This is a genomic window from Dorea amylophila, assembly GCF_025567265.1.
In the GTDB taxonomy this organism is placed as follows: Bacteria; Bacillota; Clostridia; order Lachnospirales; family Lachnospiraceae; genus Dorea_A; species Dorea_A amylophila.
In genome coordinates this window covers 17,962-44,605 of the sequence record NZ_JAOQJW010000025.1, presented here as the reverse complement: position 1 = coordinate 44,605, position 26,644 = coordinate 17,962, and the positions used below count along the sequence as shown (strand labels likewise).

Sequence of the window (26,644 nt, the reverse complement as noted above, 5' to 3'; positions counted from 1 at the left end):
ATACGCTGTTCATTCATACATAAAAACACCATACACTGTGATCCGTCAAATTCATTCGGAAATTTTCACATTGTATGGTGTTTTTGTCATATATTATCTACTTTAATTTCTCGGCAATTGCCTTAATAAATCCCTCGCTGTTCAATACAGTTGGATTTTCCAGTGTCGTGATCAATGCCAGGTCTTTTGTCATCTTACCTTCTTCAATGGTATCGATGGTTGCTTTTTCAAGCTTATCTGCGAACGCTGTCAATTCGGAATTTCCATCCATCTCACCACGTTTTCTGAGAGCACCTGTCCATGCAAAAATTGTAGCTACAGAGTTTGTAGAAGTCTCTTCCCCTTTCAGATGCTTGTAATAATGACGTTGTACCGTTCCATGAGCTGCCTCATATTCATAATTTCCGTCCGGTGATACCAGAACAGATGTCATCATTGCAAGAGAACCAAATGCGGAAGAAACCATATCACTCATTACATCTCCGTCATAGTTCTTACATGCCCAGATATATCCACCTTCTGATTTCATAACTCTTGCAACCGCATCATCGATCAAAGTATAGAAATATGTAATTCCGGCTTCTTTGAACTTCTCGGCATAATCTTTGTCAAAGATTTCCTGGAAAATATCTTTGAATGTATGGTCATACTTCTTAGAGATCGTATCTTTTGTTGCGAACCACAGATCCTGCTTTGTATCCAATGCATAATTAAAGCAGCTTCTCGCAAAGCTTTCAATAGATCCGCATAAGTTATGCATTCCCTGTGCAACACCCGGTCCTGCATAGTTGTGTACCAGTTCTCTGGTCTCTGTGCCGTCTTCTGCCGTGTATACCAGTTCTACTTTTCCAGGTCCAGGAATCTTCATCTCTGTATTTTTATATACATCTCCATATGCATGTCTTGCAATAGTGATTGGTTTTTTCCAGTTCTTTACACATGGCTCAATTCCTTTTACAACGATCGGTGCACGGAATACTGTTCCGTCCAGTATTGCACGGATCGTTCCGTTCGGGCTCTTCCACATTTCTTTCAGATCATACTCTGTCATACGTGCTGCATTTGGTGTGATGGTTGCACATTTTACGGCTACTTTATATTTCTTGGTCGCATTGGCTGCATCGATAGTCACCTGATCATTCGTCTCATTTCTGTGCTCCAGACCCAGATCATAATATTCTGTGTTCAGTTCAATATATGGCTCCAGAAGGTCTTCTTTGATCATCTTCCAGAGGATTCTTGTCATTTCGTCCCCGTCCATCTCTACGATTGGTGTTGTCATTTTAATTTTTGCCATGATGTTTGTCTCCTTTCTATCTGTTCGCGGCATCTTTCATTATTCTTCCAGATGCAGATTTTCCATCACATGTAATATATGTTCGTTTGCAAGCTGTTCTGCTTTTGCCGCATCTTTTGCCTTGATTGCCTCCAGTATTTCTCGGTGTTCTTCTATTGACTTTTCGGCACGCTCCGGTGCTTCAATCGACATCGTCCTTGCAAGCTGTACATACTTGTGAAAATCTGTCAATACATGTTCCAGGATCCTGCTGTTGGATGCCTCATACAATATCTTATGAAACTTACCATCCATTTCTGACATCTGTTCAATCTGTCCGGATCCTTTCTTATGTAAATGAAATTCTGACAGAAGAATCACTTCTTCCAGTTCTTCAATCTGCGCGTCCGTAATATATTTTGTTGCCCAGTTGGCACACAGCCCTTCCAGTTGCGAACGTATCTTATAGATATCTTTCACATCTTTTCTGGTAATGGCTGTCACATATGCACCTTTATTCGGAATGATCGTAACCAGTCCTTCTAACTCCAATTGTCTTAAGGCTTCTCTTACCGGTGTTCTGCTTACCCCCAGTTCTTCACCGATTGTTACTTCCCTTAATTCTTCATGATCTTTATATACCCCATTCAGAATATCTTCCCGCAGATGCCGGAACACTCTTCCTCGTAAGGATCTGTCCTGATATTCTTCCATAAAAACACCCCAATTAAATCAAATCTATACCCAGTCTTTTGCAGTTCTGATCAATAACTGCGATCAGCTCATCATCTGTAAGAACGGTTACACGTCCTTCTTCGTACTGTTCATCTACCCAGTCTTTTACTGCGTTTACCAGTTCTGAATTCTTATCCACTTTCTTATCATCCGGAAGCTTAAAATATGTATTGATCCAGTGGGCAATACCTGCAAGTCCCGAAGTATTGGAAATTGCCACAAGCGGCGGACGGTTCAGGAATTTATCGGTATCGAATACATTATAAATCTCTTCGTTTTTCAAGAGTCCATCTGCATGGATTCCGGCTCTGGTCACATTAAAGTTCTTGCCAACGAATGGTGTCCTGGAAGGAACCCGGTAACCAATCTCTTTTTCATAATAATCTGCCATCTCTGTGATGACTGTTGTATCCATGCCATCCAGTGTACCGCGAAGCTGTGCATATTCGAATACCATCGCTTCCAGTGGTGTATTGCCGGTACGTTCCCCGATTCCGAAAAGCGAACAGTTTACGCCACAAGCACCATATAACCATGCGGTTGAAGAGTTGCTGACTGCTTTGTAGAAATCATTGTGTCCGTGGAATTCGATCAGTTCACTCGGAACACCTGCATGTACACGCAGACCATAGATAATTCCCGGAATAGATCTTGGAATTACTGCTCCCGGATAATTTACTCCATATCCCATCGTATCACAGACACGTATCTTAACCGGAATCTTATACTCATCCATCAGTTTCATCAGTTCCAGGCAGAACGGGATCACGAATCCGTAGATGTCGGAACGGGTGATATCTTCCAGATGACATCTCGGACTGATTCCTGTCTCAAGGCATTCCCTTACAATAGACAGATAATGCTCCATTGCCTCACGTCTGGTCATTTTTAATTTATAGAAAATATGATAGTCCGAACAGCTCACTAGAATACCTGTTTCTTTCATTCCAATCTCTTTTACCAGTTGAAAATCTTTCTTGCTTGCGCGGATCCAACTTGTTACTTCCGGAAATTTATAATCTCTTTCCATACATTTGTATACAGCATCTCTGTCTTTTTTACTGTAAAGAAAGAATTCGCACTGTCTGATCTTTCCTTTTGGACCACCCAGACGATGGAAATAATCATATAATGTTACGATCTGCTCCGTACTGTATGGGGCACGTGACTGTTGACCATCCCGGAATGTTGTATCTGTAATCCAGATTTCATCCGGCATACAATGCGGAACAATTCGGTCATTGAATGCGATTTTCGGAATCTCATCATAATGGAACAGATTACGAAACACATTCGGCGTCTTTACATCTACCAACGGGTACATGTGTTCTTCCAGTTGCAATAAATTTGTATGATTATCCAGGTATACTTTCCTGTTTTCCATTCTTTCATCGCCTGCTTTCTAAAAATAATTTTTCGTAGTAAAGTACTAAATTCAACATGTATAATTGTATACAATGATACATGTGTTGTCAAGTATTATTATGGATATTTATTCAAAAAAAATGATTATGGGATTTCCATAATCATTTTTTGAATAGTCGCTGAAAAAGTTCTCTGGTATCATATTAATAAAGCTTGGCATTGACTTCTCTAGGACTTAAGCCTTCGTCTTCTAACGCTTTCATAATCTGATGCTTGTGTTCGGTTCCGAAGGCTTCCAGTGTGATTCGAAGTTCTACTGCTGCGTTTCGGTTGGTACTTACAAACTGGTTGTGTTCCAGTTTGATTACATTACCGTTTGCTTTGGCAATCGTAGATGCAACACGTACCAGTTCACCTGGTTTGTCAGGAAGCAGTACCGATACAGAGAAGATTCTGTCTCGCTGTATCAATCCATGCTGTACGATTGACGACATTGTGATCACATCCATATTTCCGCCGCTTAAGATAGATACGACTTTCTTTCCTTTCAAATCAAGCTGTCTGAGGGCTGCCACCGTCAGAAGTCCGGAATTTTCTACTATCATCTTATGATTTTCTACTACATCGAGGAATGCCCCAATCAGATCATCATCTGCAACAGTGATCACTTCATCAATATTTTTCTCTGCGTATGGGAATATCTTCTCTCCTACACGTTTCACAGCAGTACCATCTGCGATGGTGTTTGCACTGGAAAGTGTTACAGGATGTCTTTCCTTTAATGCTTCTGTCATACTTGCAGCAGCTGCCGGTTCTACACCGATTACTTTTACATTTGGATTCAGAAGTTTTGTAAGTGTAGATACACCTGTAATCAGTCCGCCGCCACCTATCGGTGCGAGGATATAATCTACATCCGGAAGTTCATCAAAGATTTCCATAGCGATACTGCCCTGTCCGGTTGCGACATCCAGATCATCGAACGGATGGACAAACGTATATCCGTTTTCTTCTGCTAATTTCATCGCATATGCGCAGGCATCATCATAGACATCCCCGTGTAATACAACTTCTGCACCATAACTCTTGGTACGGTTAACTTTGATCAGTGGGGTAACTGTCGGCATAACGACCGTTGCTTTGCAGCCAAATTTTTTTGCTGCATATGCTACGCCCTGTGCATGGTTACCGGCCGATGCTGTAACAAGACCTTTCTTTCTGTTTTCTTCGCTCATTGTGCTGATTTTATAATATGCGCCACGTACTTTGTAAGCACCCGTGTACTGCATATTTTCTGGTTTCAGATATACTTCTGCACCTGTCTGGTTGCTTAAATATTCACTGTATACCAGCTTGGTTGGAAGGGTTACTTCTTTTACGATTTCACTCGCCTGCTTGAATTTTTCTAATGTTAACATCTCGTATTTCCTCTCTTCCTCTTATTTGTTTTCTGAAACCTCTTCTGAAGTCTCATCATCTTTTGGTCTTTCGAATAACGCATTCACGAAATCATCCGCATCAAATTTCTGCAGATCATCAATGGTCTCTCCTACACCGATATATTTTACCGGAACGCCAAGTTCTGCATGGATTGCAACTGCGATACCGCCTTTTGCGGTTCCGTCCATCTTTGTCAGAACAATTCCTGTAATTTCTGCCACATCGTTGAATTCTTTTGCCTGCTGCAGAGCATTCTGCCCTGTTGTTGCATCCAGAACCACCAGCGTCTCTCTGTATGCCTCAGGAAATTCCCGGTCGATGATCTTATTCATCTTTCTGAGTTCTTCCATCAGATTCTTTTTATTATGCAGACGACCGGCTGTATCTATCATTAATACATCTGCGTGCCGTGCTTTTGCTGCCGCAACAGCATCAAACACTACCGATGCCGGGTCAGAGCCTTCCTGTCCGCCGATCAGCTCAGCCTGCGAACGGTTCGCCCATTCTTTTAACTGTTCTCCTGCTGCAGCACGGAATGTATCAGCCGCTGCAATTACCACTTTCTTATCCTCTGCGCGGAGTTTTCCGGCCAGCTTTCCGATCGTTGTAGTCTTTCCCACACCATTGACACCGATCACCATCACTACGGATGTATGGTTTTCAAATTCATATGCCGTTTCCCCGATATCCATCTGTTCTTTGATACTTTCAATCAGAAGTTCCCGGCACTCCATCGGTTCTTTGATGTGTTTTTCTTTTACCTTTGCTTTCAGATCATCCAGAATATCATAGGTTGCCTGTACACCAAGGTCTCCCATGATCAGTACTTCCTCCAATTCCTCGTAAAAGTCATCATCGATACGGGAGAATCCGTGAAAGATGCTGTCCATTCCTGATACAATATTATCTCTGGTCTTGCCAAGACCGGCAACCAGTTTTTCAAAAAATCCCATACCTTCCTCCTATTTATCCAGTTCATTTTCCAGCAGGCTGACAGATACCAGTGTAGAGACACCTTTTTCCTGCATAGTAATACCATACAGTCTGTCTGCTGCGGTCATTGTTCCTCGTCGGTGTGTAATTACAATGAACTGCGTATATTTTGTTAATTTGTGCAAATATTGCGCAAAACGGTCTACGTTGTTATCATCAAGCGCCGCCTCTATCTCATCCAGCAGGCAGAATGGTGACGGTTTCAGATTCTGGATTGCAAAAAGAAGTGCTATTGCTGTCAGTGCCTTTTCGCCTCCGGATAACTGCATCATGTTCTGCAGCTTCTTTCCTGGCGGCTGGGCAATAATCCGGATACCTGCTTCCAGAATATCCTCATCTTCCATAAGTTCCAGCGTTCCTTTTCCACCGCCGAACATCTCCTTGAATACCTGATCAAACTCTGCGGCAATTCTGGCAAACTGCTCTTTAAACTGCTTGCGCATGGCATTATCAAGTTCCTCGATGATCTGCTCCAGTGTTTCGGCTGCTTCAACCAGATCATCATGCTGTCCTTTCAGAAATTCATACCGTTCGGATACACTTTTATATTCTTCTATCGCATTGACATTGACATTTCCCAGTGCACGGATCTCACTTTTTAATTCCTGGATCCGTCTCTTCATATCTGCAAGATCGGTCAGATTCGGATTCCTAAGCTCTTTTGCATGATTCAGTGTGAGTTCATATTCTTCCCACATATAATTAATCTGCTTCTCGGAAGCTTCTTCGCAGCCTTCTTTCTGGCTTTCCAGACGGTAAACTTCTTTATCAAGATCCGCCATATGTTTCGAGATCTCTTCACGTTTTTCAAAGAACGCTTTGTGACGTTTATTCAGTTCCATTCGTTCACTTTTTGAATGTTCGATCTGAAGTTTGATCTCTTCAAACAAATCTCCGGAATGATCAATTGTTGTTTTTAACTCGTGGATCTTCTCCTCTTTTTCGGTGATCTCCCTGGAATTGCCGCCTTTATTCTTTGTCAGCTCTTCCAATTCAGTCCGGAATTTATCGACCTCTTCGCAGATACGGGTAATATTTTCCGTGATAAATGTATATTTTTGCTCTAATCCTGCATATTCCAGATGAATCTGTTCTGATTTTCTGGTCTTAATACTCTCTTTTGTATGAACATCTTCCAGTTCTTTCTGCTCTTTCTCAATGGTGAGATTCAGATCATTCTCCAGACTTTCGGATGTATCCAGCTCAATATTAATAGATTCCTGATTGTCCATGATCTCCGTGATCTGTGCATCGAGTTTCGCAGCTTCATTCCGCAGATTATCAAACTGCTGTCTGAAGCTTCTGATCCTGGTTGATGACTGATCTGCATTCATCTTCGCCGTATTCTGTACGACATATGCTTTCTGCAGTTCTGTACTGATTGCATCGGTCTTCTCATAATACCCTGCACGTTCTTCTTTCAGACCAGAGATCTGTTGTTTCATCTCCGTCATCTCCTGCTTAAGCTTCTGCACGGTCTTTTCAAATTCTTCGATTTCCCGTCGTCTGCTCAGAAGATTACTTGAGTTTTTAAATGCTCCACCGGTCATGGAACCACCTGGATTGATCAGCTCGCCTTCCAGTGTTACGATACGGATAGACTGGTGGTATTTCCTTGCAATCATTGTTGCATGATCAATATGATCTACTACCAGTGTTCTTCCCAGCAGATAATCTGCAAGGGTTTTATATTTGCTCTCCACCTGGATCAATTTGTTGGCTGTCCCGATAACTCCCGTTTCTTTCAGTACTTCCGGCCGGTTAATCCCGGAATTCGCACGGATCGACGTTAACGGCAGAAAGGTTGCACGTCCAAACTTATTCTTCTTCAGGAAATGAATCATTCGTTTTGCTGTATCCTCATCCTCCGTTACGATATTCTGGATATTTCCTCCAAGTGCAGTCTCAATAGCGATCTCATAGTCTTTTTCAACCTTCACGATATCTGCTACTACACCCAGAAGTCCCTGCTCCCGGTCCTTATTATCCATGACTTTACGAATACTGTTACCGTATCCGTCATACCGTTCCGTAATATTCTTTAATGATTCCAGTCTGGACTGTTCCCTGTGAAAAGCAGATTGTCCGATCTGCAGCTTCTGGGATTCTTTCGAAATCTTAGTCTGCAATTCCCTGATCCTGCGTTCATATTCTTTATTCTCGTCATTCAGTGAAATGATCTTGTCGGAAATAACTTTCAATTCCATTTGGAATTTATTCAGACTCTCATTCTCTTCTGCGATCTCACTGTCATTTGCAAGGATTTCACGGTTAATCTGCGATTTTCTTACCTGAATCTGCTCCATCATTGTATCGAATTTCTGAATCTGAGCTTTCGTGGATGCTCTGTTATTCAGTATTTCCATAATATGATTCTTTTTTTCATCGACAGATCCGGTAATCTGAGCAATCTTCTCCTGCAATTCCGTCAGTTCATTTTTGATCTTATCTTCTTCTGACCGCTTTTCTTCCATCTGTTTTTCAATGGAATCTTTTTCCGTGTGAAGTTCTTTCAGCTGTCCTTCACGGACATCTATCTCCGAATCAATAACACCGGCACGCTGATCGAAGTGTTCATCATTCATCCGCGCACTGTGGATCTGTTCTTTTAACAATGCAATCTGGTTCTCTAACTGTTGCTTCAGAATGGTTGTCTCATTTAACTGACGGTTCGCTTTTTCAATGGAATCATCGATCACTTCCACCTGTTCTTCAATCGACTCATATTCTGTCTTTGTATCTGCATACTTGCTGGTTGCTTCTTCTAGTTCTCCTTTTGTAATACGCAGTTTTTCATCCAGATTCCGGATCTGATCCCGGATACGTTCCATTTCCAAAAGAAACATATTGATATCGTATGTTTTTAATTCTTCTTTGCGTTTCAGATATTCCCGCGCCTTTTCAGACTGACGTTCTAACGGTCCGACCTGTTTTTCCAGTTCAGACAGAATATCATTGACACGGACCAGATTCTGGCGTTCGTCTTCCAGCTTTTTGACTGACATACTTTTTCTTCGTTTGAATTTAACAATTCCTGCCGCCTCATCAAAAAGTTCCCGCCTCTCATCCGGCTTACCACTTAAGATCTTATCAATCTGTCCCTGTCCGATAATCGAATACCCTTCTTTTCCGATACCTGTATCATAGAAAAGTTCATTTACATCTTTTAATCTGCATGCTCTTCCATTGATCAGATATTCGCTTTCTCCGGAACGGTATAGCTTTCTTGCTACCGTAACTTCTTCGTAATCAACCGGAAGCTTATGGTCTGAATTGTCCAGAGTAATCGCCACCGATGCATAACTAAGCGGCTTTCTGTTCTCAGTACCGGAAAAAATAACATCCTGCATGTTGCCGCCTCTTAACTGCTTCACACGCTGTTCCCCAAGCACCCATCTGACCGCATCTGCTACGTTACTTTTTCCACTTCCGTTCGGACCGACAATGCCGGTGATTCCATTATGGAATTCGAATTTAATTTTATTGGCAAATGATTTAAATCCCTGCACTTCTATGCTTTTTAAATACATTCCACACCTACTTTATATTCTTTTCATGCAGTTTCAAAATGCTGATATATGCAGCCTCCTGCTCTGCTGCTTTCTTCGTCCGGCCTTCTCCGACTCCGTATTCTTCTTCTCCGATATGTACCGCAACACGGAAAGTCTTATTATGATCCGGTCCCTCTTCACCAATCAGATGATACGAGATTACTTCTTTAAAATTCGCCTGCACGATTTCCTGCAGGATAGTCTTGCTATCAAAAAAGAGTTTCTTGTTCTCCAAATCTTTCAAAATAAATCGATGTATAAACTCTTTTGCATTAGCAAAACCACCATCAAGATAAATTGCTCCGATCAGAGCCTCCATTGCATCCGATGTTACAGATTCTCTCTTTCGTCCTCCGGTAGCATCTTCTCCTTTACCAAGCAGAAGGTATTCACCAAGATCCAGATCTCTTGCGCAGAATGCCAGTGCCGGTTCACATACCATACTTGCTCTTGTCTTTGTAAGTTCCCCTTCCGGAAGCTTCGGATTATTGTGAAACAGGAATTCGCTGGACACCAGTTCAAGAACCGCATCTCCCAGAAATTCCAGACGTTCATTACACTCATACTTTGGCAGATGCTTTTCGTTGGCATAAGAGCTGTGAATCATCGCCTTTGTAAACAGGGTAAAGTCATCAAATTTGTAACCAATCTTTCCTTCTAATTCTTTAAGGTCTTTGCTCATTGTAAACTCCATCCTAAAGAACGAAAAAAGCCCCTGGCAGGGCCCTTTCGTTCTTTTTATATCTGCCTAGTTATTATTTGTTGCATTCTTGATCTGCTCAACAGCATCTCCAACTGTAGAGATCTGCTCAGCGTCATCATTATCGATCTCAATGTCAAATGTTTCTTCTATTCCCATAATAATCTGGAAGATATCAAGGGAGTCTGCTCCCAGATCATCTACAAATGTTGTGTCCTCTGTAATATCATTCACTTCTACATTTAATACATCAGCGATGATTTCTTTTAATTTTTCAAGTTCCATATCAAATCTCCTTTTCTTATCATAGTTAGTAATATATTATTCAGCGGATTTTTGCTCCGATTGAATACTTTCCCTGATCTTTTCATTGATCTTCTGCTTCTTAAATGTTACACATTGGATTAATGTATTGCTGACTTCTTTTGCTTTCGAGCTTCCATGCGTCTTTACAACCAGACCATTTAATCCAAGCAGCGGCGCTCCGCCATACTCACTTGCATCAAACGATTTTAAAGTTGATTTCAACGCCGGCTTGATAAGCAATGCACCAATCTTACTTCTGAGGGTGGACATCAGTCCTTCTTTCACCTTACTGATCAATACCGCACCGACGCCTTCATATAACTTAAGGATTACATTGCCCGAAAATGCTTCTGTCACAATGACATCTGCCTGCCCATGCGGAATCTCTCTTGCTTCCACACTGCCGATAAAATTCAGTTCTTTTTCTTCTTTTAATAGAGGGAATGTTTCTTTTACCAATGCATTACCCTTTTCTTCTTCTGCTCCGATATTTACAATTCCGACTTTTGGACTCTTAATACCAATCACATGCTCCATGTAAATAGAACCCATCTTGGCAAACTGAACCAGGTGTGATGCTCTGGCATCTACATTTGCACCGCAGTCGATCAAAAGTGCTACCCCCTTCTCTGTCGGGATCAGAGACGCAAGCGGTGGTCTCTCTACACCTTTGATTCTTCCAACGATTACCTGTCCGCCCACCAGAATTGCTCCGGAACTTCCGGCAGATACAAATGCATCAGCCTTTCCTTCCTTTACCATCTTCATTCCGACTACGATGGAAGAGTCTTTCTTTCTTCTGATCGCATTCACCGGCGGCTCAGCAGTTTCTATAACTTCGGTTGTATTCACAACTTCCAGTCTGTTCTTGTCATAAGTGTACTTCTGTAATTCAGCATTCACCATATCTTCTTTGCCAAGCAGATATACTTTTATGTCCTGTTCACGTCCAAGGGCATCGACTGCCCCTTTTACCATCTCACCCGGTGCATTGTCCCCGCCCATAGCGTCCAATGCGATCACCGTATTTTCTGACATATTAATTCCTCCTAATATTACTGAATTTATTCTACTAAACATCCATGCAAAAATCAATATTTTCAAAAATATTTATCAGAAGTTTGATAATATATGATCCGGTTGGTATAATACCTTTTATCATCAAAATTAGATATGAAATTATAGAAAGAAAGGGATCAATAAATGGATTATTATAAGAGAGCTCTTGAACTCAACGATGAAACCATAAAAAACAGACGTTACTTTCATATGAATGCAGAGGCCGGTCTTCATATGCCAATGGCCTGCGTATATGTAATGGACAAATTAACCGAATATGGATTGGTGCCTTCGAGGTGCGGAGAAGGTGTGACTGCTACTGTCGGAAATGGCGGTAAAGTCTTATTATTACGTGCGGACATGGATGCCCTCCCAATGCCGGAAGAAAGCGGACTTCCATTTGCCTGCCCGACCGGAAAAGAAGCACATGCCTGCGGACATGATTTTCACGCTGCCATGTTACTGACCGCTGCAAAAATGCTAAAAGAAAATGAGGCCGAGTTAAAAGGCACAGTCAAATTTATGTTCCAGCCTGCGGAAGAAACATTCGAAGGCAGTAAAAATATGATAGAACATGGTATCCTGGAGAATCCGAAAGTAGATGCGGCACTGGCCTATCATGTATCTCCAGGGCAGATGCCGGTTGGAATCTACATGTATAACAATACAGGAACTATGATGTACTCCGTTGACGGTTTTCATATCGAAATCAAAGGAAAGGGAGCACATGGTGCCTATCCTCAGAATTCCGTTGATCCGATCAATATTGCAGCCCATGTATATTTTGCACTGCAGTCTGTAATCGCCCGTGAGACAGATCCTTCCAAAGCCTGTCTTATGACCGTCGGTAAATTCCAGGCCGGAACCGCCGCCAATATCATTCCTGATACTGCCGTTCTCGAAGGAACTATTCGAACGAACGATAAAAATTCCAGAGAACTTCTGGTACGAAGAATGAAAGAAACGGCAATCCGGACAGCCGAAACTTTCGGAGGAACAGCCAAAATCACTATGATCTCGGAAGTACCGCCTCTGATCTGCAATCCGGAATTTACCGAACAGATCGTCGGCTTCATGAAGGAACTGGATATTCCGAAACTAACCCCTTACCCAGGCATATCCGCAAGTGCTTCTGAAGATTTTGCAAATATTGCAGAACAGGTACCATCCGCTTTCATGTATCTGTCTGCCGGATATATGGATGATCGCGGGAAGTATTCTGCACATAACCCAAAGGTACAGTTTAATGAGGATGTGTGTCCGATCGGGGCTGCGTGTCTGGCGCACTGTGCGACCCGTTATTTAAATCGATTTGGGATTTAATTTAGAAGGCATGACTACCCGGACCTGCATAAAAAGTAGGAAGCCGTTCCTGTTCAGGTTCCGTCGGTGGGAAATACTAAAGCGTCAAAATTATGCTAAAAACGGGCTTCCGAAATTTGCAACTCGCCATTCGGCTCAAACAGGCAAATTTCGAAAACCCAACGCATAATTTTGGCGCTTAACTATTTCCAACACCTTCTTCACATTCACTGGAACGGCTTCCTACTTTTTATTCCGTGGGTGGCGAATGCCTTACAAATGAAATGGCAAATGCGTAACCGTAGTGGCTTCCACCGGGTTACACTTCCGGGCATTTTATTTATTAACATTCGCTGCCAGTCACGACTTGAAGGAAACAATAGATAAGGATTATTGTGAATGTGGAATGCCGTTAGAAACAATTAGAGAGTCAGAAGCACCGTTAAAGGAACGAAGCGAACGTGTTTGAGGCGAACGCCGAGTTTGAGCGTAGTTCCTTTGCTTTTAGGTGATTCTGACTCTCTTAGTGTTTCTTATGGTATGGAACCTGAACAAGAAGCCTTATCTATTGTTTCCTTCAAGGACTGAGAGGCCGCTTCCCCAGTTAATAAATTAAATCCCAATACACTTACATTGAAATCCACCCAAATGCATTTGCTACCGAACTGACCAGAATAATAATAGCAAAGATTGGGCACAGATACTTGATCATTACGACAAATATCTTCTTTCTGCGGAATTTACTTTCCCCATGCCGGATTTCTTCTTCCATACGATCCACACCAACTACTTTAGATACAAATAAACTTGTCATCAACGCAGCAATCGGCATCATCACAGAATTGGTAAGGAAGTCAAAGAAGTCCAGGAACTGCATTCCGATAATCTTTACGAATGATAATGGTCCATATCCAAGGCATGACAATGTTCCAAGAATAATCATAATGAATCCCACAATAACCGTGGATTTCTTACGGCTCCATTTTAATTCGTCTTCTACAGTAGAAACTGAACTTTCTGTTAATGCGATAGAACTTGTAACAGCAGCAAATAATACAAGTAAAAAGAACAGGATTCCTGCAAACGTTCCAAATCCCATGCTATCAAATACCTTTGGAATTGTAATAAACATTAATGACGGACCTGCCTGCAGCGTATCCGGATCTCCACCAGAGAATGCAAATACAGCCGGAATAATCATCAGACCAGCCATAATTGCAATTGCAGTATCAAATACTTCAACATTCCTTGTCGAATCTTCGATGGACGTGTCTTTTTTCATGTAAGAGCCAAATGTGACCAAAATACCCATAGCAATTGACAGAGAATAGAACATCTGTCCCATGGCTGTTACAACCGTCATCCATGAAAAGTTTTTAGGATTTGGTACAAGGAAGTATTTCACACCAGCCAGCGCACCCGGTCTTGTCACCGAATAGATTGCAATGATCACAGACAGTACCACCAGTATCGGCATCATAAACTTGGAAACACGTTCAATTCCATTACGGACACCCGCATAGATAATGATCAATGTGAACATACAGAAAACAATAAAGCATATTTCCGTAGAAAGACCATTGGATATAAAGTTTGAAAAATATCCATCTTCTGCTAATTTTGCGCCATTCCCTTTCAGGTATTCCACAAAATATTTAATTACCCATCCACCGATGACAGAATAATACGGTACGATCAACACAGGAATAATTGCATTGATCCATCCACCGAACGACAACCATCCGGCCTTTTTGCCAAAGGCTTTAAACGCACCAACCGGACTCTTTCTTGTCATACGTCCAAGAGCTGATTCCGCAACGATCATTGTATAACCAAATGTCAGCGCAAGCAGGATGTAGATCAGGAGGAATATACCTCCACCATATTTTGCGGCCAGATAGGGGAATCTCCAGATATTTCCCAGACCGACGGATGCGCCTGCCGCAGACAGAACGAATCCTATTTTTCCTGAAAAGGAACTTCTGTTATTTTTTTCTTTTTCCATCTCTCTTTCAGTTCTGATTTTCCATGATTACAATCAGAACTTTCCCTCTTTCTTATCAGATTATATTATCAGACATTGATTATTCTTATATGCCAGACGATTTATTTTATCACATTTACGCAGTGAAGTCACTATTAATTTACAGATATCGCATTTGAAAAAGATCCCCGTCAAATGACGGAGATCTTTTTCAAATCATTTTATGTATTTTATTTATCGTATTCGTTCATCCACTTGATCAGCTCTACGCAGTAATCATCGTGTCTGTCTACGAATGTTGTATGTCTTGCTCTCTCCCAGAGGATCCATTTAGAATTCGGGATTTCATCTGCCATAGTCTTTGCAACTAATGGTGAGCACAGATCAGAGATACCACTCATGATCAGTGATGGAACTTTGATCTCGTGAAGTCTGTCGATGTACTCGAAGTCTTTCAGTGTACCAGATGGAACGAATTCGTTCGGTCCCCATCCATACAGATAAGCTTCTCCACCGGATTTCTTAGGTCTTGTACAACACTCTGGAAGATCTTCTCTCCAGTAATTACAGTATCTGTCCATATAGTTATCTACTGCTTTCAGATAAGCTTCTCCTGTGAAGTCATTGCGCTCCAAAGCATCGTTGATTGCTGCCTGATCCTCTTCAGACATCATCTTAATTCTACGCATACCTTCTCTTGCCCACAGGCTGCTGCTTGGATGTCCGGAAGAAATGATGAAGGATTTTACCCCTTCTGCTCCACGCTCGATGGCATATGCAATCTGCATCATTCCGCCCCATGACTGTCCGATAATGTGGCATTCTTTTAATCCAAGGTGTTCTCTTAAAGCATCTAATTCATCCAGCCAGAGATCCTGTGTCCACATCTCCGGATGTCCGTCAAGATAAGATTTACCACATCCTAACTGGTCGTACATAACGATCATACGATCATCATCATCTGCAACGTTATCCAGGACTTCATAATAGTTGTGTGTAGATCCAGGTCCACCGTGTAAGCAGATCAACGGAGCTTTTCCGTTATCTTTCTGTTCTCCAACGATTCTGTAATATGTCTGATAGCCATGGAAAGGCATATATCCTTCTGTAATTTTTGCCATTTTACCTATTCTCCTTTTCTTAAAAGACGCCGCAGACCGCTGGTCCGCGGCATTTTTTTATTATAATTTTCTGACACCCCTTGTCAGTTAAATTTTCTTATGAGTAAGTAAAGTTACTTACTTGCAGCTTTTTCTATGTACTTTAGAAGTATTAGATAGCTCTTGTGTATTCTTTCAGCCATTCTCTTTCTTCATCAGTCAGATATGGACCAACCTTCTCGTAGCAGGCTTTGTGATAATCATTCAGCCATTCTTTCTCTGATCTTGTCAGTTCTTCCGGATCGATACCATCAAGGTCGATTGGTACGAAGTTCAGAGTCTCAAAGTGCATGAACTGTCCATATTTATTCTTCTCACCGTTTACAGTAAGCAGGTTGTTCTCGATACGGATACCAAAATCTCCTTCTTCATAGATTCCCGGCTCATCTGTAATTACCATACCAGGCTCAAACTGATGATGTTCGTTCTTAGAAGGAACGATGTACCAGCGGAATCCTGTTGGCGGCTCGTGGATACTTCCAAGATATCCGAAACCATGTCCGGTTCCACACTGGAAGTCTTTGTTCATATCCCAGATTGGCTGTCTTGCCAATACATCCAGAGACCATCCGTGGTTACCATAGAGGAAGTTTGCTGCGCTTAAGTGCTGCATTGCTCTGTATACAGCTGTGTAATATTTCTTCAGTTCCGGTGTGATATGTCCCAGTACTGTTGTTCTGGTAATATCAGTAGAACCTTCATAATATCCGCCGCCTGTATCGCTCAGAAGCATACCGCCTTCTTTTAATACAACGTCTGTCTCTTTAGACGGTGCATAATGCATCATTGCAGCGTGCTCACCGAAAGCCTGCAGAGGTTCGAATGAGTCACGGATATATCCTTCCTGTTCTGCACGCAGAGCTGTCAGTTTATCTGAAGCAGAAAGCTCTGTAATCTCCATCTTGTCATAATTTTTCTTAACCCAGTAAATGAACTTCGTCAGTGCAATACTGTCTTTCAATTCTGCATTTTTGATATTTTCAATCTCAACAGCATTCTTAATTGCTTTCATCAAGATAGTCGGATTAGCTCCTTCTACTACCTTACATGGAAGACTCTTATACAGTGCATAGTTCATCTTCATCGGGTCAATCAGTGCAACCTCATCTGCACCAATCTTCTTAGCATCTTCGTAAATGTCATTGTATGGATGAATGTTGACATTATTCTTTGCCATCTCTTCTCTGATGCGGTCATTCAGTTTGCTGTCATCGATATACAGATCTACACTGTCTTTACGTACGATCACATAATCAAGAACCAATGGGAAGAAGTCAATATCATCTCCTCTGAAGTTCAGAAGCCATGCGTTATCATCCAGAGACGCAATCAAATGTACCGTTGCTCCGTATTCAGCCATCTTCTCACGAACTCGTTTCAGCTTGGATGCAACATTCTCTCCTGTGTATTTGTCTTCCAGGAAGAAACAAGGTTTCTTAGAAAGAGACGGGCGGTCTTCCCAGATCTGGTCGATCAGATCTACTTCATATTCGATCGTGATATTCTTTGCACCCAATACTTCTTCATATTCCTGTCCTTCACCCATAGAAAGGACACGACCATCAAATGCGACCTTACCGCCTTCCGGGATCTTCTGGGCAAGCCATTCTGTTGTAGAAGGTGTATCATCAACGAACATCTTCATCAGACGTACTCCACTGCCTTCCATCTCTGTCAGTGCCTGTGTGAAATATCTTCCATCTGTCCACAGACCTGCATCATCTTTTGCGATTACAGCCGTTCCGTAAGAACCACTGAATCCAGTAATGAACTTTCTTGCTTTGAAATGCTCTCCTACATACTCACTTTGATGGAAATCTGCAGTTGGTACAACATATGCATCGATATTCTGCTCTGCCATCAGTGCGCGAAGCTTTTCAATACGCTTTGCTACTTCTGTCATTCTGTTTTCCTCCTTAGCTACATAGTCCATCTCTTTGCCTGTAAAATGAATTTTCACTTTCCCCATCGGCAGTTTATTTATAGACTACGTTCTATATCTGGTTAAAATTATAACACTTTCAGAAAATGTTGCAACACAAAATGTAATCATTTTATCTTTTTTTCACTATTTTATACAAAATTCAGTCAAAAAAAGAGACGACCAAAACCGATCGTCTCTTTTTATCATTTTTCAAAAATTAATCCTGAGCAATGATTTCTTTTTTGTTGTATGAACCACAAGCCTTGCATACTCTGTGAGGCATCATTAATTCGCCACACTTGCTGCATTTTACCAGGTTTGGTGCGCTCATTTTCCAGTTTGCTCTTCTTTTGTCTCTTCTTGCTTTAGAAGATTTATTCTTTGGACAAATTGACATAGGTTACACCTCCTTAAAATTCTTAAATACATCACGGATAACTGACATTCTAGGGTCGAGCCCCGTATCTTCACAGTTACAGGTACCTTTATTCAGGTTCTGACCACATACGTTGCAAATACCTTTACAGTCTTCGCTGCATAGAATTTTCGTCGGCCACCCTACCAATAACTCGTTGTAGACCAATTGTTCTACATCTAAGCTATATCCGTCAATATAGTTATTCTCGTCTAAATCTTCTGACTGATCATATGCATCTGACTCTGTATCAATCTTATGCTTGAAGTCAAGTGTCACCTTCACTTCTACATCTTCCAGACATCTGTCACATGGTGCAACTGATGTAATCTTAGCTTTACCAGTCACTTCCAACTTGCGGTCACCTGCATATTCTACAGACAATTCAAGTGGTGTCTTCTCTGTAATTGCATAATCTCCCATCTCAGACTTGAAACAAGTCATTTCGATCGGAACAGATTCATGTATTGCTTTATGCTGCTCAGACAGAACGTCGGATAGGTTTAATATCATAGTATCGTCTCCTATTCACACACTAGACTATTATATCATGTAAAATTATTTTGTCAACAGAAATTTACATTCTTTTAGTCATTTAGTCTTAAACTAATTTTGCTGTTTCACGAGCAATAGCTAACTCTTCGTTTGTAGGAAGGACAATTACTTTTACTTTTGATTCTGGTGTAGAAATTACGGTTGTCTCTCCGTGAACATTCTCATTCTTTTCTTCATCGAGCTCTACGCCAAGATATCCAAGGTAATCACAGATGTCTTTTCTGAGATCCGGAGCATTCTCTCCAACACCGGCTGTAAATGTGATTGCATCTACACCGTTCATTGCTGCTGTATAAGATCCGATATATTTTGCAACACGGTATTTGTAAGTATCCATTGCAAGCTGTGCTCTTTCGTTTCCGTCAACAGCTGCCTGTCTTACATCACGGAAGTCAGAAGACACACCGCTGATTCCAAGAAGTCCTGACTTTTTGTTCAGGATATTCAGCATCTCATCTACGCTGATATCTTCATGATTGCAGATGAACTGAAGAACTGCAGGATCAACATCTCCACTACGTGTTCCCATAACAAGTCCTTCCAAAGGAGTAAGTCCCATACTTGTGTCTACGCATTTTCCACCGATAGATGCGGAGATACTTGCACCATTACCAATGTGGCATACAATAACCTTTGCATCTTCTTTTCCAAGAAGTTTTACAGTTTCACCAGATACAAACATATGGCTTGTTCCGTGGAAACCATATCTTCTGATGCTGTATTTCTCATAATATTCATATGGGATTGCATACATAGCTGCTTTCTTTGGAATATTCATACCAAATGCTGTATCGAATACTGCTACATTCGGTTTGCCAGGCATTGCTTTTTCGCAAGCTTCAATACCGATCAGGTTTGCAGGGTTATGAAGAGGTCCGAGGTCGAAGCAGTCACGAACAACTTTCTTCACGTCTTCTGTTACAAGTGTTGCATCACTGTAAATAGTACCTGCATGCAGTACACGGTGTCCGATTGCTGTAATCTCATCCGCACTTTCGATCACACCATGCTCTTTATCCTGTAAAGCATCCAGTACTAACTGTACTGCTACACCATGATCTGGCATTGCCTGCTCTACAACATATTTATCTTTTCCTGTTGGTTTGTGTGTTAATACAGATCCATCGGCTCCGATTCTTTCACAGATACCTTTTGCAAGAACGCTCTCGTTCTCCATGTCGATCAACTGATATTTTAAAGATGAACTTCCGCAGTTCATTACTAATACTTTCATATTATTTCTCCTCTTACTTTATCTCTTACTGATTCTGGCACTGAACTGCTGTGATTGCAACAACACCTTCAATATCCTTAGCACTGCATCCTCTTGAAAGGTCGTTAACAGGTGCTGCGATTCCCTGTGTCATTGGTCCGTAAGCTTCTGCTTTTGCAAGACGCTGAACAAGTTTGTATCCAATGTTACCTGCATCAAGGTTAGGGAAGATCAGAGTATTGGCTTTTCCTGCAACCTGGCTTCCTGGTGCTTTAGCTGCTCCAACAGAAGGAACAAGTGCTGCATCAAGCTGCATCTCTCCGTCTAACATAAGATCCGGATTCTCAGCTTTTGCGATCTTAACAGCTTCCTGTACTTTTGTTACGTCATCGTGTTTTGCACTTCCCATTGTTGAGTAAGAAAGCATAGCAACTCTTGGATCAGCACCAACGAGCTGTTTGAAGCTTTCTGCTGAAGACTGAGCGATTGCTGCAAGCTCTTCGGATGTAGGATTCTGGTTCAGTCCGCAGTCAGCGAATACAAATGTTCCGTTCTCTCCCATATCACAATCAGGTACTACCATTACAAAGAATGCTGAGACGAGTTTTGTTCCTGGTTTTGTCTTCAGGATCTGAAGGCATGGACGAAGTGTGTCAGCTGTAGAGTGGCATGCTCCTGATACCATTCCGTCTGCATCTTTCATCTTAACCATCATTACACCATAGTATAAGTAATTAGTAAGAAGAATCTCTCTTGCCTGTTCTTCTGTCATTCCTTTTTTCTTTCTCAGTTCAACAAGTGTTGCTACATATTCATCTGTTTTCTCGTATGTAGCAGGGTCAACGATTGTTGCTCCTGTGATATCGAAATCCCCTTTATTCTTAGCGATCTCTTCTTCGCTTCCGATCAGGACCAGATTAGCTGTCCCTTCTTTTAAGATTGCCTCTGCTGCCTCATAAGTTCTGATGTCTTCGCTCTCTGGAAGAACGATTGTTTTTTTACAACTTTTTGCTTTTGCTTTGATTTCATCTATAAATCCCATGATAAATAGACTCCTTTCCAAATATTTTTCTCAGTATTTTCATTATAATACAAAGAGCCCTTGCGGACAAGGGCTCTTACGGTAATCTTATGTCTCTTTTTGCGTACAATGTACAATATTTATCCTGCTTTTGACAAAAACTATTGCAATTTCACAGTGTTATAAGCGAAATACGTAACTCACGATCGCAAAATATACACTGATCGTGCTGATATCAACCAGTGTAGAGATCAGCGGTGTCGCCATGATTGCCGGATCAAGTCCGATTTTCTTAGCGATCAGAGGGAGTGTACATCCGACTACTTTTGCGATCAACACTGTACAAGCCATCGTCAGACCAATGGTAAATGCCATCATGGCATCTCCCTGTCCCATCAACATGATACGGATTCCATTTACCACAGACAGTATGATGCTGATGCAGAATGCAATGCGGATTTCTTTCCAGATTACTTTAAACAGATCCGAAAATTCAATCTCTCCGACAGCAAGTCCGCGGATCACAAGTGTCGAGCTCTGCGATCCACAGTTTCCTCCGGTTCCGGTAAGCATCGGAACAAATCCTGCAAGCTGCGGCATCAGTGCCAGTGCATTCTCGTAGCTGTTCATGATCATCTGTGTTACCGTCGCAGACAGCATCAGAAACAACAGCCAGGGAATACGGCTCTTTACATGCTCGAATATTGATGTCCCGAAATACGAGTCTTCATTTGGATTGACACCGGCCATGATGCTGATATCTTCCGTTGTCTCATCCTGAAGTACCTGCATCGCATCATCAACGGTTACAATACCGACCATACAGTTTTCATGATCTACGATCGGCAATGCGATCAGACCATATTTTGTAATGATATTAGCAACGTCTTCCTGATCGTCTGTCGTACGGGCATACAACATATTTGTATCCATGATCTCTTCAACCGTCTTGGATTCACTGCTGGTCAGCAGTTCTTTTATGTCAACCTGCCCGATCAGATGACGTTGTTCTGTTACATAACAGGTATAAATCGTCTCCCGGTTGAGACCAACCTGTCTTATTTTTAATATGGAATCAGCAACCGTCATCTCTCTTCGCAGTGCAATATAATCTACATTCATCACACTTCCGGCACTGTCCTCCGGATACTGAAGAAGCTGATTGATCTGCTGACGTTTTTCCGCATCTGTCACCATCAGCAGTCTGTCTACCACGTTGGCAGGCATCTCTTCCAGCACATCAACGGTATCATCCAGATACATTTCCTCCATGATCTCTTCCAGTTCGGAATCCGTCAGTGCATTGATCAGGTCTTCGCGCATATCGCTGTTCATATATGAAAATGTCTCTGCCGCTTCTTCTTTTGCAAGCAGACGGAATACCAGCACCATGTGTTTCTGATCAAATTCTTCCAGAATCTCCGCAAGATCCACCGGATACATATTTGTTTCCAGTTCTTCTTTCAATTCTTTATATTCCCGGGCATCCAGCATATCCTTAATACGTTCTTCAGTCAGTTCTTCTCTGTCTTCTACATAATCAATATCATCGTCTTTTTGCCCGTCTGCCGTTAAGGCTTCCTCATTCATATTTTCTTCCATAATAATATGCCTCCTCCTTTCTTCGGATCTTGCCCGGCAAACATCCCATTTGCGTACCAAATCATTGTATAGTATAATCAATTTCAGAATGTTATACAAGGAGATTTTCATGAAAACTGTTGGACTTATCACAGAATATAACCCATTTCACAACGGACATCTTTATCATATAGAAAGAGCCAGGGAACTAACCGGTGCCGACCGGGTTGTAATCGTCATGAGCGGCGATTATGTACAGCGCGGAACTCCTGCGCTTCTATCCAAGCATTCCCGTGCGCATATGGCACTTCTAAACGGCGCATCGGCTATCTGCGAGCTTCCTGTCTGCTATGCATCCGGCAGTGCCGAATTCTTCGCCCAAGGCGCCATCTCTATTCTGGAAGGTCTGGGATGCATCGATACATTATGCTTTGGAAGTGAATGCGGAGAGCTTTCTGTTTTACAGCATATTGCACAGCTGCTTCTCTCCGAATCAGATACTTACAGCCATATGCTTCAGGATGCATTAAAAAAAGGACATTCTTTTCCTGCCGCCAGACACCAGGCTTTGGAAAAATTAACCGGTGATGCTTCCGTTTCACAGATTCTTTCTGAACCCAATAATATTCTTGGGATTGAATATCTGAAAGCACTGAAAAAGCAGAACAGCAGAATGGTACCATACACGTTAAAGCGGGACTCTTCCGGATACCACGACACAAAACTTCAGCCACAGTCAAGTTCTGCCTCTGCCATTCGGAATGCCCTGAGACATTGGGAAAAGCAGCCATTCAGCAGATATCCGGCAGATCCTCAGCAGACACCGGACGGATTCTCCGAACTGTTGCAGAACCAGCTTCCTGAAAACGCCCTGCGTCTGTTACGGGATGCATGGAATCAATCTTGTCCCATTGAAACAAATGATTTCTCCCTTTTATTAAAATACCGCCTGCTCTGCGAAACCCGGAGATCTCTATGTGAGTATCAGGATATATCCGAGGATCTTGCAAACCGTATCATCCGAAACCGGAATCAGTTTCTGAACTTCGAACAGTTCTGTCAGCTTTTAAAAACAAAAGAACTGACTTACAGCCGTATCAGCAGAGGTCTGCTGCATATTCTGTTAGCCGTAAAAAAAGAAGATATGTTGAGATACCGGGAATCTTCCTGCATCTATACCAGAATTCTTGGATTTCGTAAAGAACATGCCGATGTGCTGCGTCAGATAAAAGAAAACGCCAGCATTCCGGTTATTACAAAATTAGGACAGACAGATTCGCTTCTTCCGGAAACAATACGAATGCTGGATCAGACCACTTTTGCATCAGATCTGTACGAAAGCGTAGTGTCCGACAAGTTCGGAATTCCTTTCATAAACGAATACCAAAAGCAGATCATACATGTATAGTATATAAATCATTCTTTCGTCAGCAGCGCTCCTTTCCTGTCCAGGCACAAAAACGTGTAGCATATGATAATATAAATTGTATTCATTATCATATGCCACACGTTTTTCTTATAGCTCTGTTCTCTTTTTAGTTCTTAAAGCTGTGTACAGGAGCAGGGATTCTTCCTTTTCTATTCACAAATGCACTGCAGTCATATTCATTGACCGGAATGATTGGTGCATAACCGAGAAGCCCACCAAATTCTGCCGTCTCTCCGACATCTTTTCCAATAACCGGAATCAGACGTACTGCGGTCGTCTTCTGATTCACCATACCAATTGCCATCTCATCTGCAATAATTCCGGAAATAGTAGAAGCACTTGTCTTACCCGGAATCGCAATCATATCAAGTCCTACCGAACATACACATGTCATTGCTTCCAGTTTTTCAATTGTGAGTGCACCCATTTCCACTGCATCGATCATACCTTTATCTTCACTTACAGGGATGAAAGCACCACTCAGTCCGCCTACGTAAGAAGAAGCCATAACACCGCCCTTTTTAACCTGATCATTTAACATTGCAAGCGCTGCCGTCGTTCCCGGCGCACCAACACGTTCCAGACCGATTTCTTCCAAAATCTCTGCGACGCTGTCTCCAATTGCCGGAGTCGGTGCCAGTGACAGATCAATAATTCCAAATGGAATACCAAGACGTTTGGATGCTTCTCCGGCAACCAACTGTCCGACACGAGTCACCTTAAATGCTGTCTTTTTAATCGTCTCACATAACTCTTCGAAGCCTTTGCCCCGCACCTGTTCAATCGCATGCTTTACAACACCAGGTCCACTGACACCGACATTGATCACAGCATCTCCTTCTGTTACACCAAGGAATGCACCTGCCATAAATGGATTATCGTCCGGCGCGTTACAGAATACTACAAGTTTTGCACATCCGAGAGAATCATTTTCTTTTGTTGCTTCAGCTGTCTTCTTTACAATTTCACCACACAGACGTACTGCATCCATGTTAATACCGGTCTTCGTTGATCCCACATTGATCGAGCTGCAGATACGGTCTGTACATGCAAGTGCCTGCGGAACCGAGCGGATCAGGTTCTCATCGCTTTTTGTCATAGACTTTGACACCAGCGCCGAATAACCACCGATGAAGTTTACACCGACTTCTTTTGCAGCTTTATCCAATGTCTTTGCAATCGTAACAAAATCCTCAGGACTTTTGCATGCCGCACCGCCGATCAGTGCTACCGGTGTTATGGAGATTCGTTTATTAACGATCGGAATACCAAATTCCTGCTCGATCTCCTCTCCGGTCTTCACAAGATCTTTCGCAACGGTAGTTATTTTGTTGTAAATATTTTCATTTAATTTATCAAGGTCTGCATCTATACAATCCAACAGGCTGATTCCAAGGGTAATTGTACGTACATCCAGATTCTCCTCTGCAATCATCTGATTTGTCTCATATACTTCATATCTGTTTATCATGTGTTTTTCCTGCCTTTCCGTAAATATTTTTAATTTGCTTATAATCTGTGCATTTTTTCAAATATTTCTTCTCTCTGACAGTGAATGGCAACACCGATAGAAGTTCCGATCTCTTCCAGCTCCTTTGAAACCACAGCCACTTCTTTGCTGCAATTTGTTACATCAACAATCGTCATCATATTAAAGTATCCATCTACGATGGTCTGAGAGATATCAAGGATATTAACATTTGCTCCTGCAAGATACTCACATACTTTTGCAATAATACCTACGGTGTCTTTTCCTACAACTGTGATTACACATTTCTTCATGATTTGTTTTCCTCCTATTGTCTTCGCCATTGTTTCTTTCTTATAATGCAATGATATCAGATACCTGATCCCGTTTAGCTACCATCATCGGAATGTCATTTCCCTTATAAGGATTATCACCAATGCTGATTTCCAGTCTGACCGTCTCATATGCCAGTTCTTCATAATTATTCTCTTTACTTAAATGTCCAAGAACGACATACTGCAAGTCATCATGTAATATATCGCAAAGAAGCTTTCCTGACAATTCGTTAGACAGATGTCCCTTATCTCCCATAACTCTCCGTTTCAGGGGGTATGGATATGGTCCTACTTCCAACATATGTATATCATGATTTGCTTCCAGAACGACCGCATTCAAATCTTTTAGATGTTCTACGGTATAATCATCATATATTCCAAGGTCTGTTGCAACTGCGACTGCCTTTTTTCCATTATCTATCCGGTATCCGGATGGTTCGTTCGCATCATGGGAGATTGCAAACGGATCAATATTCAGTGTTCCCAGCGAAAATGGCTGATCTATATCTACCTCGTGTAATAGTCCATCCGGAAGGTTTCCTAATTTTTTATAATTACGGATTCCTGCAATAGTTCCGGGTGTCGCATAGATTGGAATCTCATATTTTCTGCTGAACACACCAAGTCCCTGAATATGATCCACATGTTCATGTGTGATCAGGATACCTTCCAGTTCATCGCCTTTTATCTCCAATTTTGCCAACCCTTCTTCTATTCTTTTCTTGCTGATACCGGTATCAACCAGAAGATGAGTCTGATCATCTCCTATATAGATACAGTTTCCACTGCTTCCACTTGCAATACTGCATAATCTCATATTAAATATTATCTG

Annotated in this window: 22 protein-coding genes; 2 read left to right on the top strand and 20 right to left on the bottom strand. The window is 41.9% G+C overall.

Going from position 1 to position 26,644, the window contains the following annotated elements; all coding sequences use genetic code 11:
- Positions 1-97 precede the first annotated feature (97 nt).
- From OCV72_RS14220 to plsX, 9 genes are all read right to left on the bottom strand, one after another.
- Complete coding sequence (locus OCV72_RS14220) at positions 98-1,297, bottom strand: NADP-dependent isocitrate dehydrogenase (protein WP_055284498.1); 1,200 nt, start codon at positions 1,295-1,297, stop codon at positions 98-100.
- 39 nt (positions 1,298-1,336) lie between these two features.
- The gene (locus tag OCV72_RS14215) at positions 1,337-1,990 is read right to left on the bottom strand and encodes a GntR family transcriptional regulator (protein ID WP_055284496.1); all 654 of its coding nucleotides are present in this window, start codon (positions 1,988-1,990) and stop codon (positions 1,337-1,339) included.
- 13 nt (positions 1,991-2,003) lie between these two features.
- Complete coding sequence (locus OCV72_RS14210) at positions 2,004-3,395, bottom strand: beta/alpha barrel domain-containing protein (RefSeq protein ID WP_055284494.1); 1,392 nt, start codon at positions 3,393-3,395, stop codon at positions 2,004-2,006.
- A 184-nt stretch (positions 3,396-3,579) separates the two neighbouring features.
- Positions 3,580-4,794, bottom strand: a complete 1,215-nt coding sequence (ilvA, locus tag OCV72_RS14205; RefSeq protein WP_028086215.1) for a threonine ammonia-lyase — start codon at positions 4,792-4,794, stop codon at positions 3,580-3,582.
- 21 nt (positions 4,795-4,815) lie between these two features.
- Positions 4,816-5,769: a signal recognition particle-docking protein FtsY gene (gene ftsY, locus OCV72_RS14200; RefSeq protein WP_028086214.1), complete on the bottom strand. Its 954-nt coding sequence runs from the start codon at positions 5,767-5,769 to the stop codon at positions 4,816-4,818.
- Between the two features lie 9 nt (positions 5,770-5,778).
- The gene (gene smc, locus OCV72_RS14195; RefSeq protein ID WP_055284492.1) at positions 5,779-9,339 is read right to left on the bottom strand and encodes a chromosome segregation protein SMC; all 3,561 of its coding nucleotides are present in this window, start codon (positions 9,337-9,339) and stop codon (positions 5,779-5,781) included.
- Positions 9,340-9,346: 7 nt separating this feature from the next.
- The gene (gene rnc, locus OCV72_RS14190) at positions 9,347-10,042 is read right to left on the bottom strand and encodes a ribonuclease III (protein ID WP_055284490.1); all 696 of its coding nucleotides are present in this window, start codon (positions 10,040-10,042) and stop codon (positions 9,347-9,349) included.
- Between the two features lie 66 nt (positions 10,043-10,108).
- On the bottom strand, positions 10,109-10,345 hold the full coding sequence (gene acpP / locus OCV72_RS14185) for an acyl carrier protein (RefSeq protein WP_006426671.1): 237 nt from the start codon (positions 10,343-10,345) through the stop codon (positions 10,109-10,111).
- Between the two features lie 36 nt (positions 10,346-10,381).
- The gene (plsX, locus tag OCV72_RS14180) at positions 10,382-11,404 is read right to left on the bottom strand and encodes a phosphate acyltransferase PlsX (protein ID WP_055284488.1); all 1,023 of its coding nucleotides are present in this window, start codon (positions 11,402-11,404) and stop codon (positions 10,382-10,384) included.
- A 165-nt stretch (positions 11,405-11,569) separates the two neighbouring features.
- Between plsX and OCV72_RS14175 the strand changes: the two genes are divergently transcribed.
- Positions 11,570-12,748, top strand: a complete 1,179-nt coding sequence (locus tag OCV72_RS14175) for a M20 family metallopeptidase (RefSeq protein ID WP_055284486.1) — start codon at positions 11,570-11,572, stop codon at positions 12,746-12,748.
- Between the two features lie 607 nt (positions 12,749-13,355).
- On the opposite strand, the gene OCV72_RS14170 is transcribed toward OCV72_RS14175, so the two are convergent.
- The 8 genes from OCV72_RS14170 to mgtE form a co-directional block, all read right to left on the bottom strand.
- On the bottom strand, positions 13,356-14,732 hold the full coding sequence (locus tag OCV72_RS14170; RefSeq protein WP_055284484.1) for a sodium-dependent transporter: 1,377 nt from the start codon (positions 14,730-14,732) through the stop codon (positions 13,356-13,358).
- Between the two features lie 209 nt (positions 14,733-14,941).
- Positions 14,942-15,832 (bottom strand): proline iminopeptidase, encoded by an 891-nt coding sequence (gene pepI, locus OCV72_RS14165; protein WP_055284482.1) that lies wholly within the window; start codon positions 15,830-15,832, stop codon positions 14,942-14,944.
- A gap of 151 nt (positions 15,833-15,983) precedes the next feature.
- Positions 15,984-17,774: an aminopeptidase P family N-terminal domain-containing protein gene (locus OCV72_RS14160; protein ID WP_006426676.1), complete on the bottom strand. Its 1,791-nt coding sequence runs from the start codon at positions 17,772-17,774 to the stop codon at positions 15,984-15,986.
- A 238-nt stretch (positions 17,775-18,012) separates the two neighbouring features.
- Positions 18,013-18,192, bottom strand: a complete 180-nt coding sequence (rpmF, locus tag OCV72_RS14155; protein ID WP_005332600.1) for a 50S ribosomal protein L32 — start codon at positions 18,190-18,192, stop codon at positions 18,013-18,015.
- Between the two features lie 3 nt (positions 18,193-18,195).
- Positions 18,196-18,723 (bottom strand): YceD family protein, encoded by a 528-nt coding sequence (locus OCV72_RS14150; RefSeq protein ID WP_028086207.1) that lies wholly within the window; start codon positions 18,721-18,723, stop codon positions 18,196-18,198.
- Between the two features lie 88 nt (positions 18,724-18,811).
- Positions 18,812-19,999: an acetate kinase gene (locus OCV72_RS14145; RefSeq protein ID WP_028086206.1), complete on the bottom strand. Its 1,188-nt coding sequence runs from the start codon at positions 19,997-19,999 to the stop codon at positions 18,812-18,814.
- A 25-nt stretch (positions 20,000-20,024) separates the two neighbouring features.
- The gene (gene pta / locus OCV72_RS14140) at positions 20,025-21,020 is read right to left on the bottom strand and encodes a phosphate acetyltransferase (RefSeq protein ID WP_028086205.1); all 996 of its coding nucleotides are present in this window, start codon (positions 21,018-21,020) and stop codon (positions 20,025-20,027) included.
- A 159-nt stretch (positions 21,021-21,179) separates the two neighbouring features.
- Positions 21,180-22,517: a magnesium transporter gene (gene mgtE, locus OCV72_RS14135; RefSeq protein ID WP_171029357.1), complete on the bottom strand. Its 1,338-nt coding sequence runs from the start codon at positions 22,515-22,517 to the stop codon at positions 21,180-21,182.
- A 193-nt stretch (positions 22,518-22,710) separates the two neighbouring features.
- On the opposite strand from mgtE, the gene OCV72_RS14130 reads away from it, so the two are divergent.
- Positions 22,711-23,988, top strand: coding sequence for a nucleotidyltransferase (locus OCV72_RS14130; RefSeq protein WP_055284480.1), 1,278 nt, complete (start codon positions 22,711-22,713; stop codon positions 23,986-23,988).
- Positions 23,989-24,115: 127 nt separating this feature from the next.
- On the opposite strand, the gene OCV72_RS14125 is transcribed toward OCV72_RS14130, so the two are convergent.
- Genes OCV72_RS14125 through OCV72_RS14115 form a run of 3 tightly spaced genes read right to left on the bottom strand, consistent with a single transcriptional unit; the run spans position 24,116 to position 26,629 of the window.
- A complete protein-coding gene (locus tag OCV72_RS14125; protein WP_055284478.1) occupies positions 24,116-25,480 on the bottom strand; it encodes a PFL family protein in 1,365 nt (454 codons plus the stop codon).
- Positions 25,481-25,518: 38 nt separating this feature from the next.
- Positions 25,519-25,791 (bottom strand): ACT domain-containing protein, encoded by a 273-nt coding sequence (locus tag OCV72_RS14120; RefSeq protein WP_055284476.1) that lies wholly within the window; start codon positions 25,789-25,791, stop codon positions 25,519-25,521.
- A gap of 40 nt (positions 25,792-25,831) precedes the next feature.
- Complete coding sequence (locus OCV72_RS14115) at positions 25,832-26,629, bottom strand: MBL fold metallo-hydrolase (protein ID WP_055284474.1); 798 nt, start codon at positions 26,627-26,629, stop codon at positions 25,832-25,834.
- Positions 26,630-26,644 lie beyond the last annotated feature (15 nt).

Excerpts from the sequence above, each read along its gene's own strand:
- plsX (WP_055284488.1), bottom strand. The coding sequence starts at position 11,404 with ATGTCAGAAAATACGGTGATCGCATTGGACGCTATGGGCGGGGACAAT.
- OCV72_RS14145 (WP_028086206.1), bottom strand. The coding sequence starts at position 19,999 with ATGAAAGTATTAGTAATGAACTGCGGAAGTTCATCTTTAAAATATCAG.
- OCV72_RS14215 (WP_055284496.1), bottom strand. The coding sequence starts at position 1,990 with ATGGAAGAATATCAGGACAGATCCTTACGAGGAAGAGTGTTCCGGCAT.
- pepI (WP_055284482.1), bottom strand. The coding sequence starts at position 15,832 with ATGGCAAAAATTACAGAAGGATATATGCCTTTCCATGGCTATCAGACA.
- OCV72_RS14160 (WP_006426676.1), bottom strand. The coding sequence starts at position 17,774 with ATGACAGAAGTAGCAAAGCGTATTGAAAAGCTTCGCGCACTGATGGCA.
- OCV72_RS14170 (WP_055284484.1), bottom strand. The coding sequence starts at position 14,732 with ATGGAAAAAGAAAAAAATAACAGAAGTTCCTTTTCAGGAAAAATAGGA.
- OCV72_RS14220 (WP_055284498.1), bottom strand. The coding sequence starts at position 1,297 with ATGGCAAAAATTAAAATGACAACACCAATCGTAGAGATGGACGGGGAC.
- acpP (WP_006426671.1), bottom strand. The coding sequence starts at position 10,345 with ATGGAACTTGAAAAATTAAAAGAAATCATCGCTGATGTATTAAATGTA.
- OCV72_RS14150 (WP_028086207.1), bottom strand. The coding sequence starts at position 18,723 with ATGATATTAAACCTATCCGACGTTCTGTCTGAGCAGCATAAAGCAATA.
- OCV72_RS14130 (WP_055284480.1), top strand. The coding sequence starts at position 22,711 with ATGAAAACTGTTGGACTTATCACAGAATATAACCCATTTCACAACGGA.
- OCV72_RS14210 (WP_055284494.1), bottom strand. The coding sequence starts at position 3,395 with ATGGAAAACAGGAAAGTATACCTGGATAATCATACAAATTTATTGCAA.
- ilvA (WP_028086215.1), bottom strand. The coding sequence starts at position 4,794 with ATGTTAACATTAGAAAAATTCAAGCAGGCGAGTGAAATCGTAAAAGAA.
- OCV72_RS14115 (WP_055284474.1), bottom strand. The coding sequence starts at position 26,629 with ATGAGATTATGCAGTATTGCAAGTGGAAGCAGTGGAAACTGTATCTAT.
- OCV72_RS14125 (WP_055284478.1), bottom strand. The coding sequence starts at position 25,480 with ATGATAAACAGATATGAAGTATATGAGACAAATCAGATGATTGCAGAG.
- OCV72_RS14175 (WP_055284486.1), top strand. The coding sequence starts at position 11,570 with ATGGATTATTATAAGAGAGCTCTTGAACTCAACGATGAAACCATAAAA.
- rpmF (WP_005332600.1), bottom strand. The coding sequence starts at position 18,192 with ATGTCAATTTGTCCAAAGAATAAATCTTCTAAAGCAAGAAGAGACAAA.
- smc (WP_055284492.1), bottom strand. The coding sequence starts at position 9,339 with ATGTATTTAAAAAGCATAGAAGTGCAGGGATTTAAATCATTTGCCAAT.
- OCV72_RS14120 (WP_055284476.1), bottom strand. The coding sequence starts at position 25,791 with ATGAAGAAATGTGTAATCACAGTTGTAGGAAAAGACACCGTAGGTATT.
- pta (WP_028086205.1), bottom strand. The coding sequence starts at position 21,020 with ATGGGATTTATAGATGAAATCAAAGCAAAAGCAAAAAGTTGTAAAAAA.
- rnc (WP_055284490.1), bottom strand. The coding sequence starts at position 10,042 with ATGAGCAAAGACCTTAAAGAATTAGAAGGAAAGATTGGTTACAAATTT.
- ftsY (WP_028086214.1), bottom strand. The coding sequence starts at position 5,769 with ATGGGATTTTTTGAAAAACTGGTTGCCGGTCTTGGCAAGACCAGAGAT.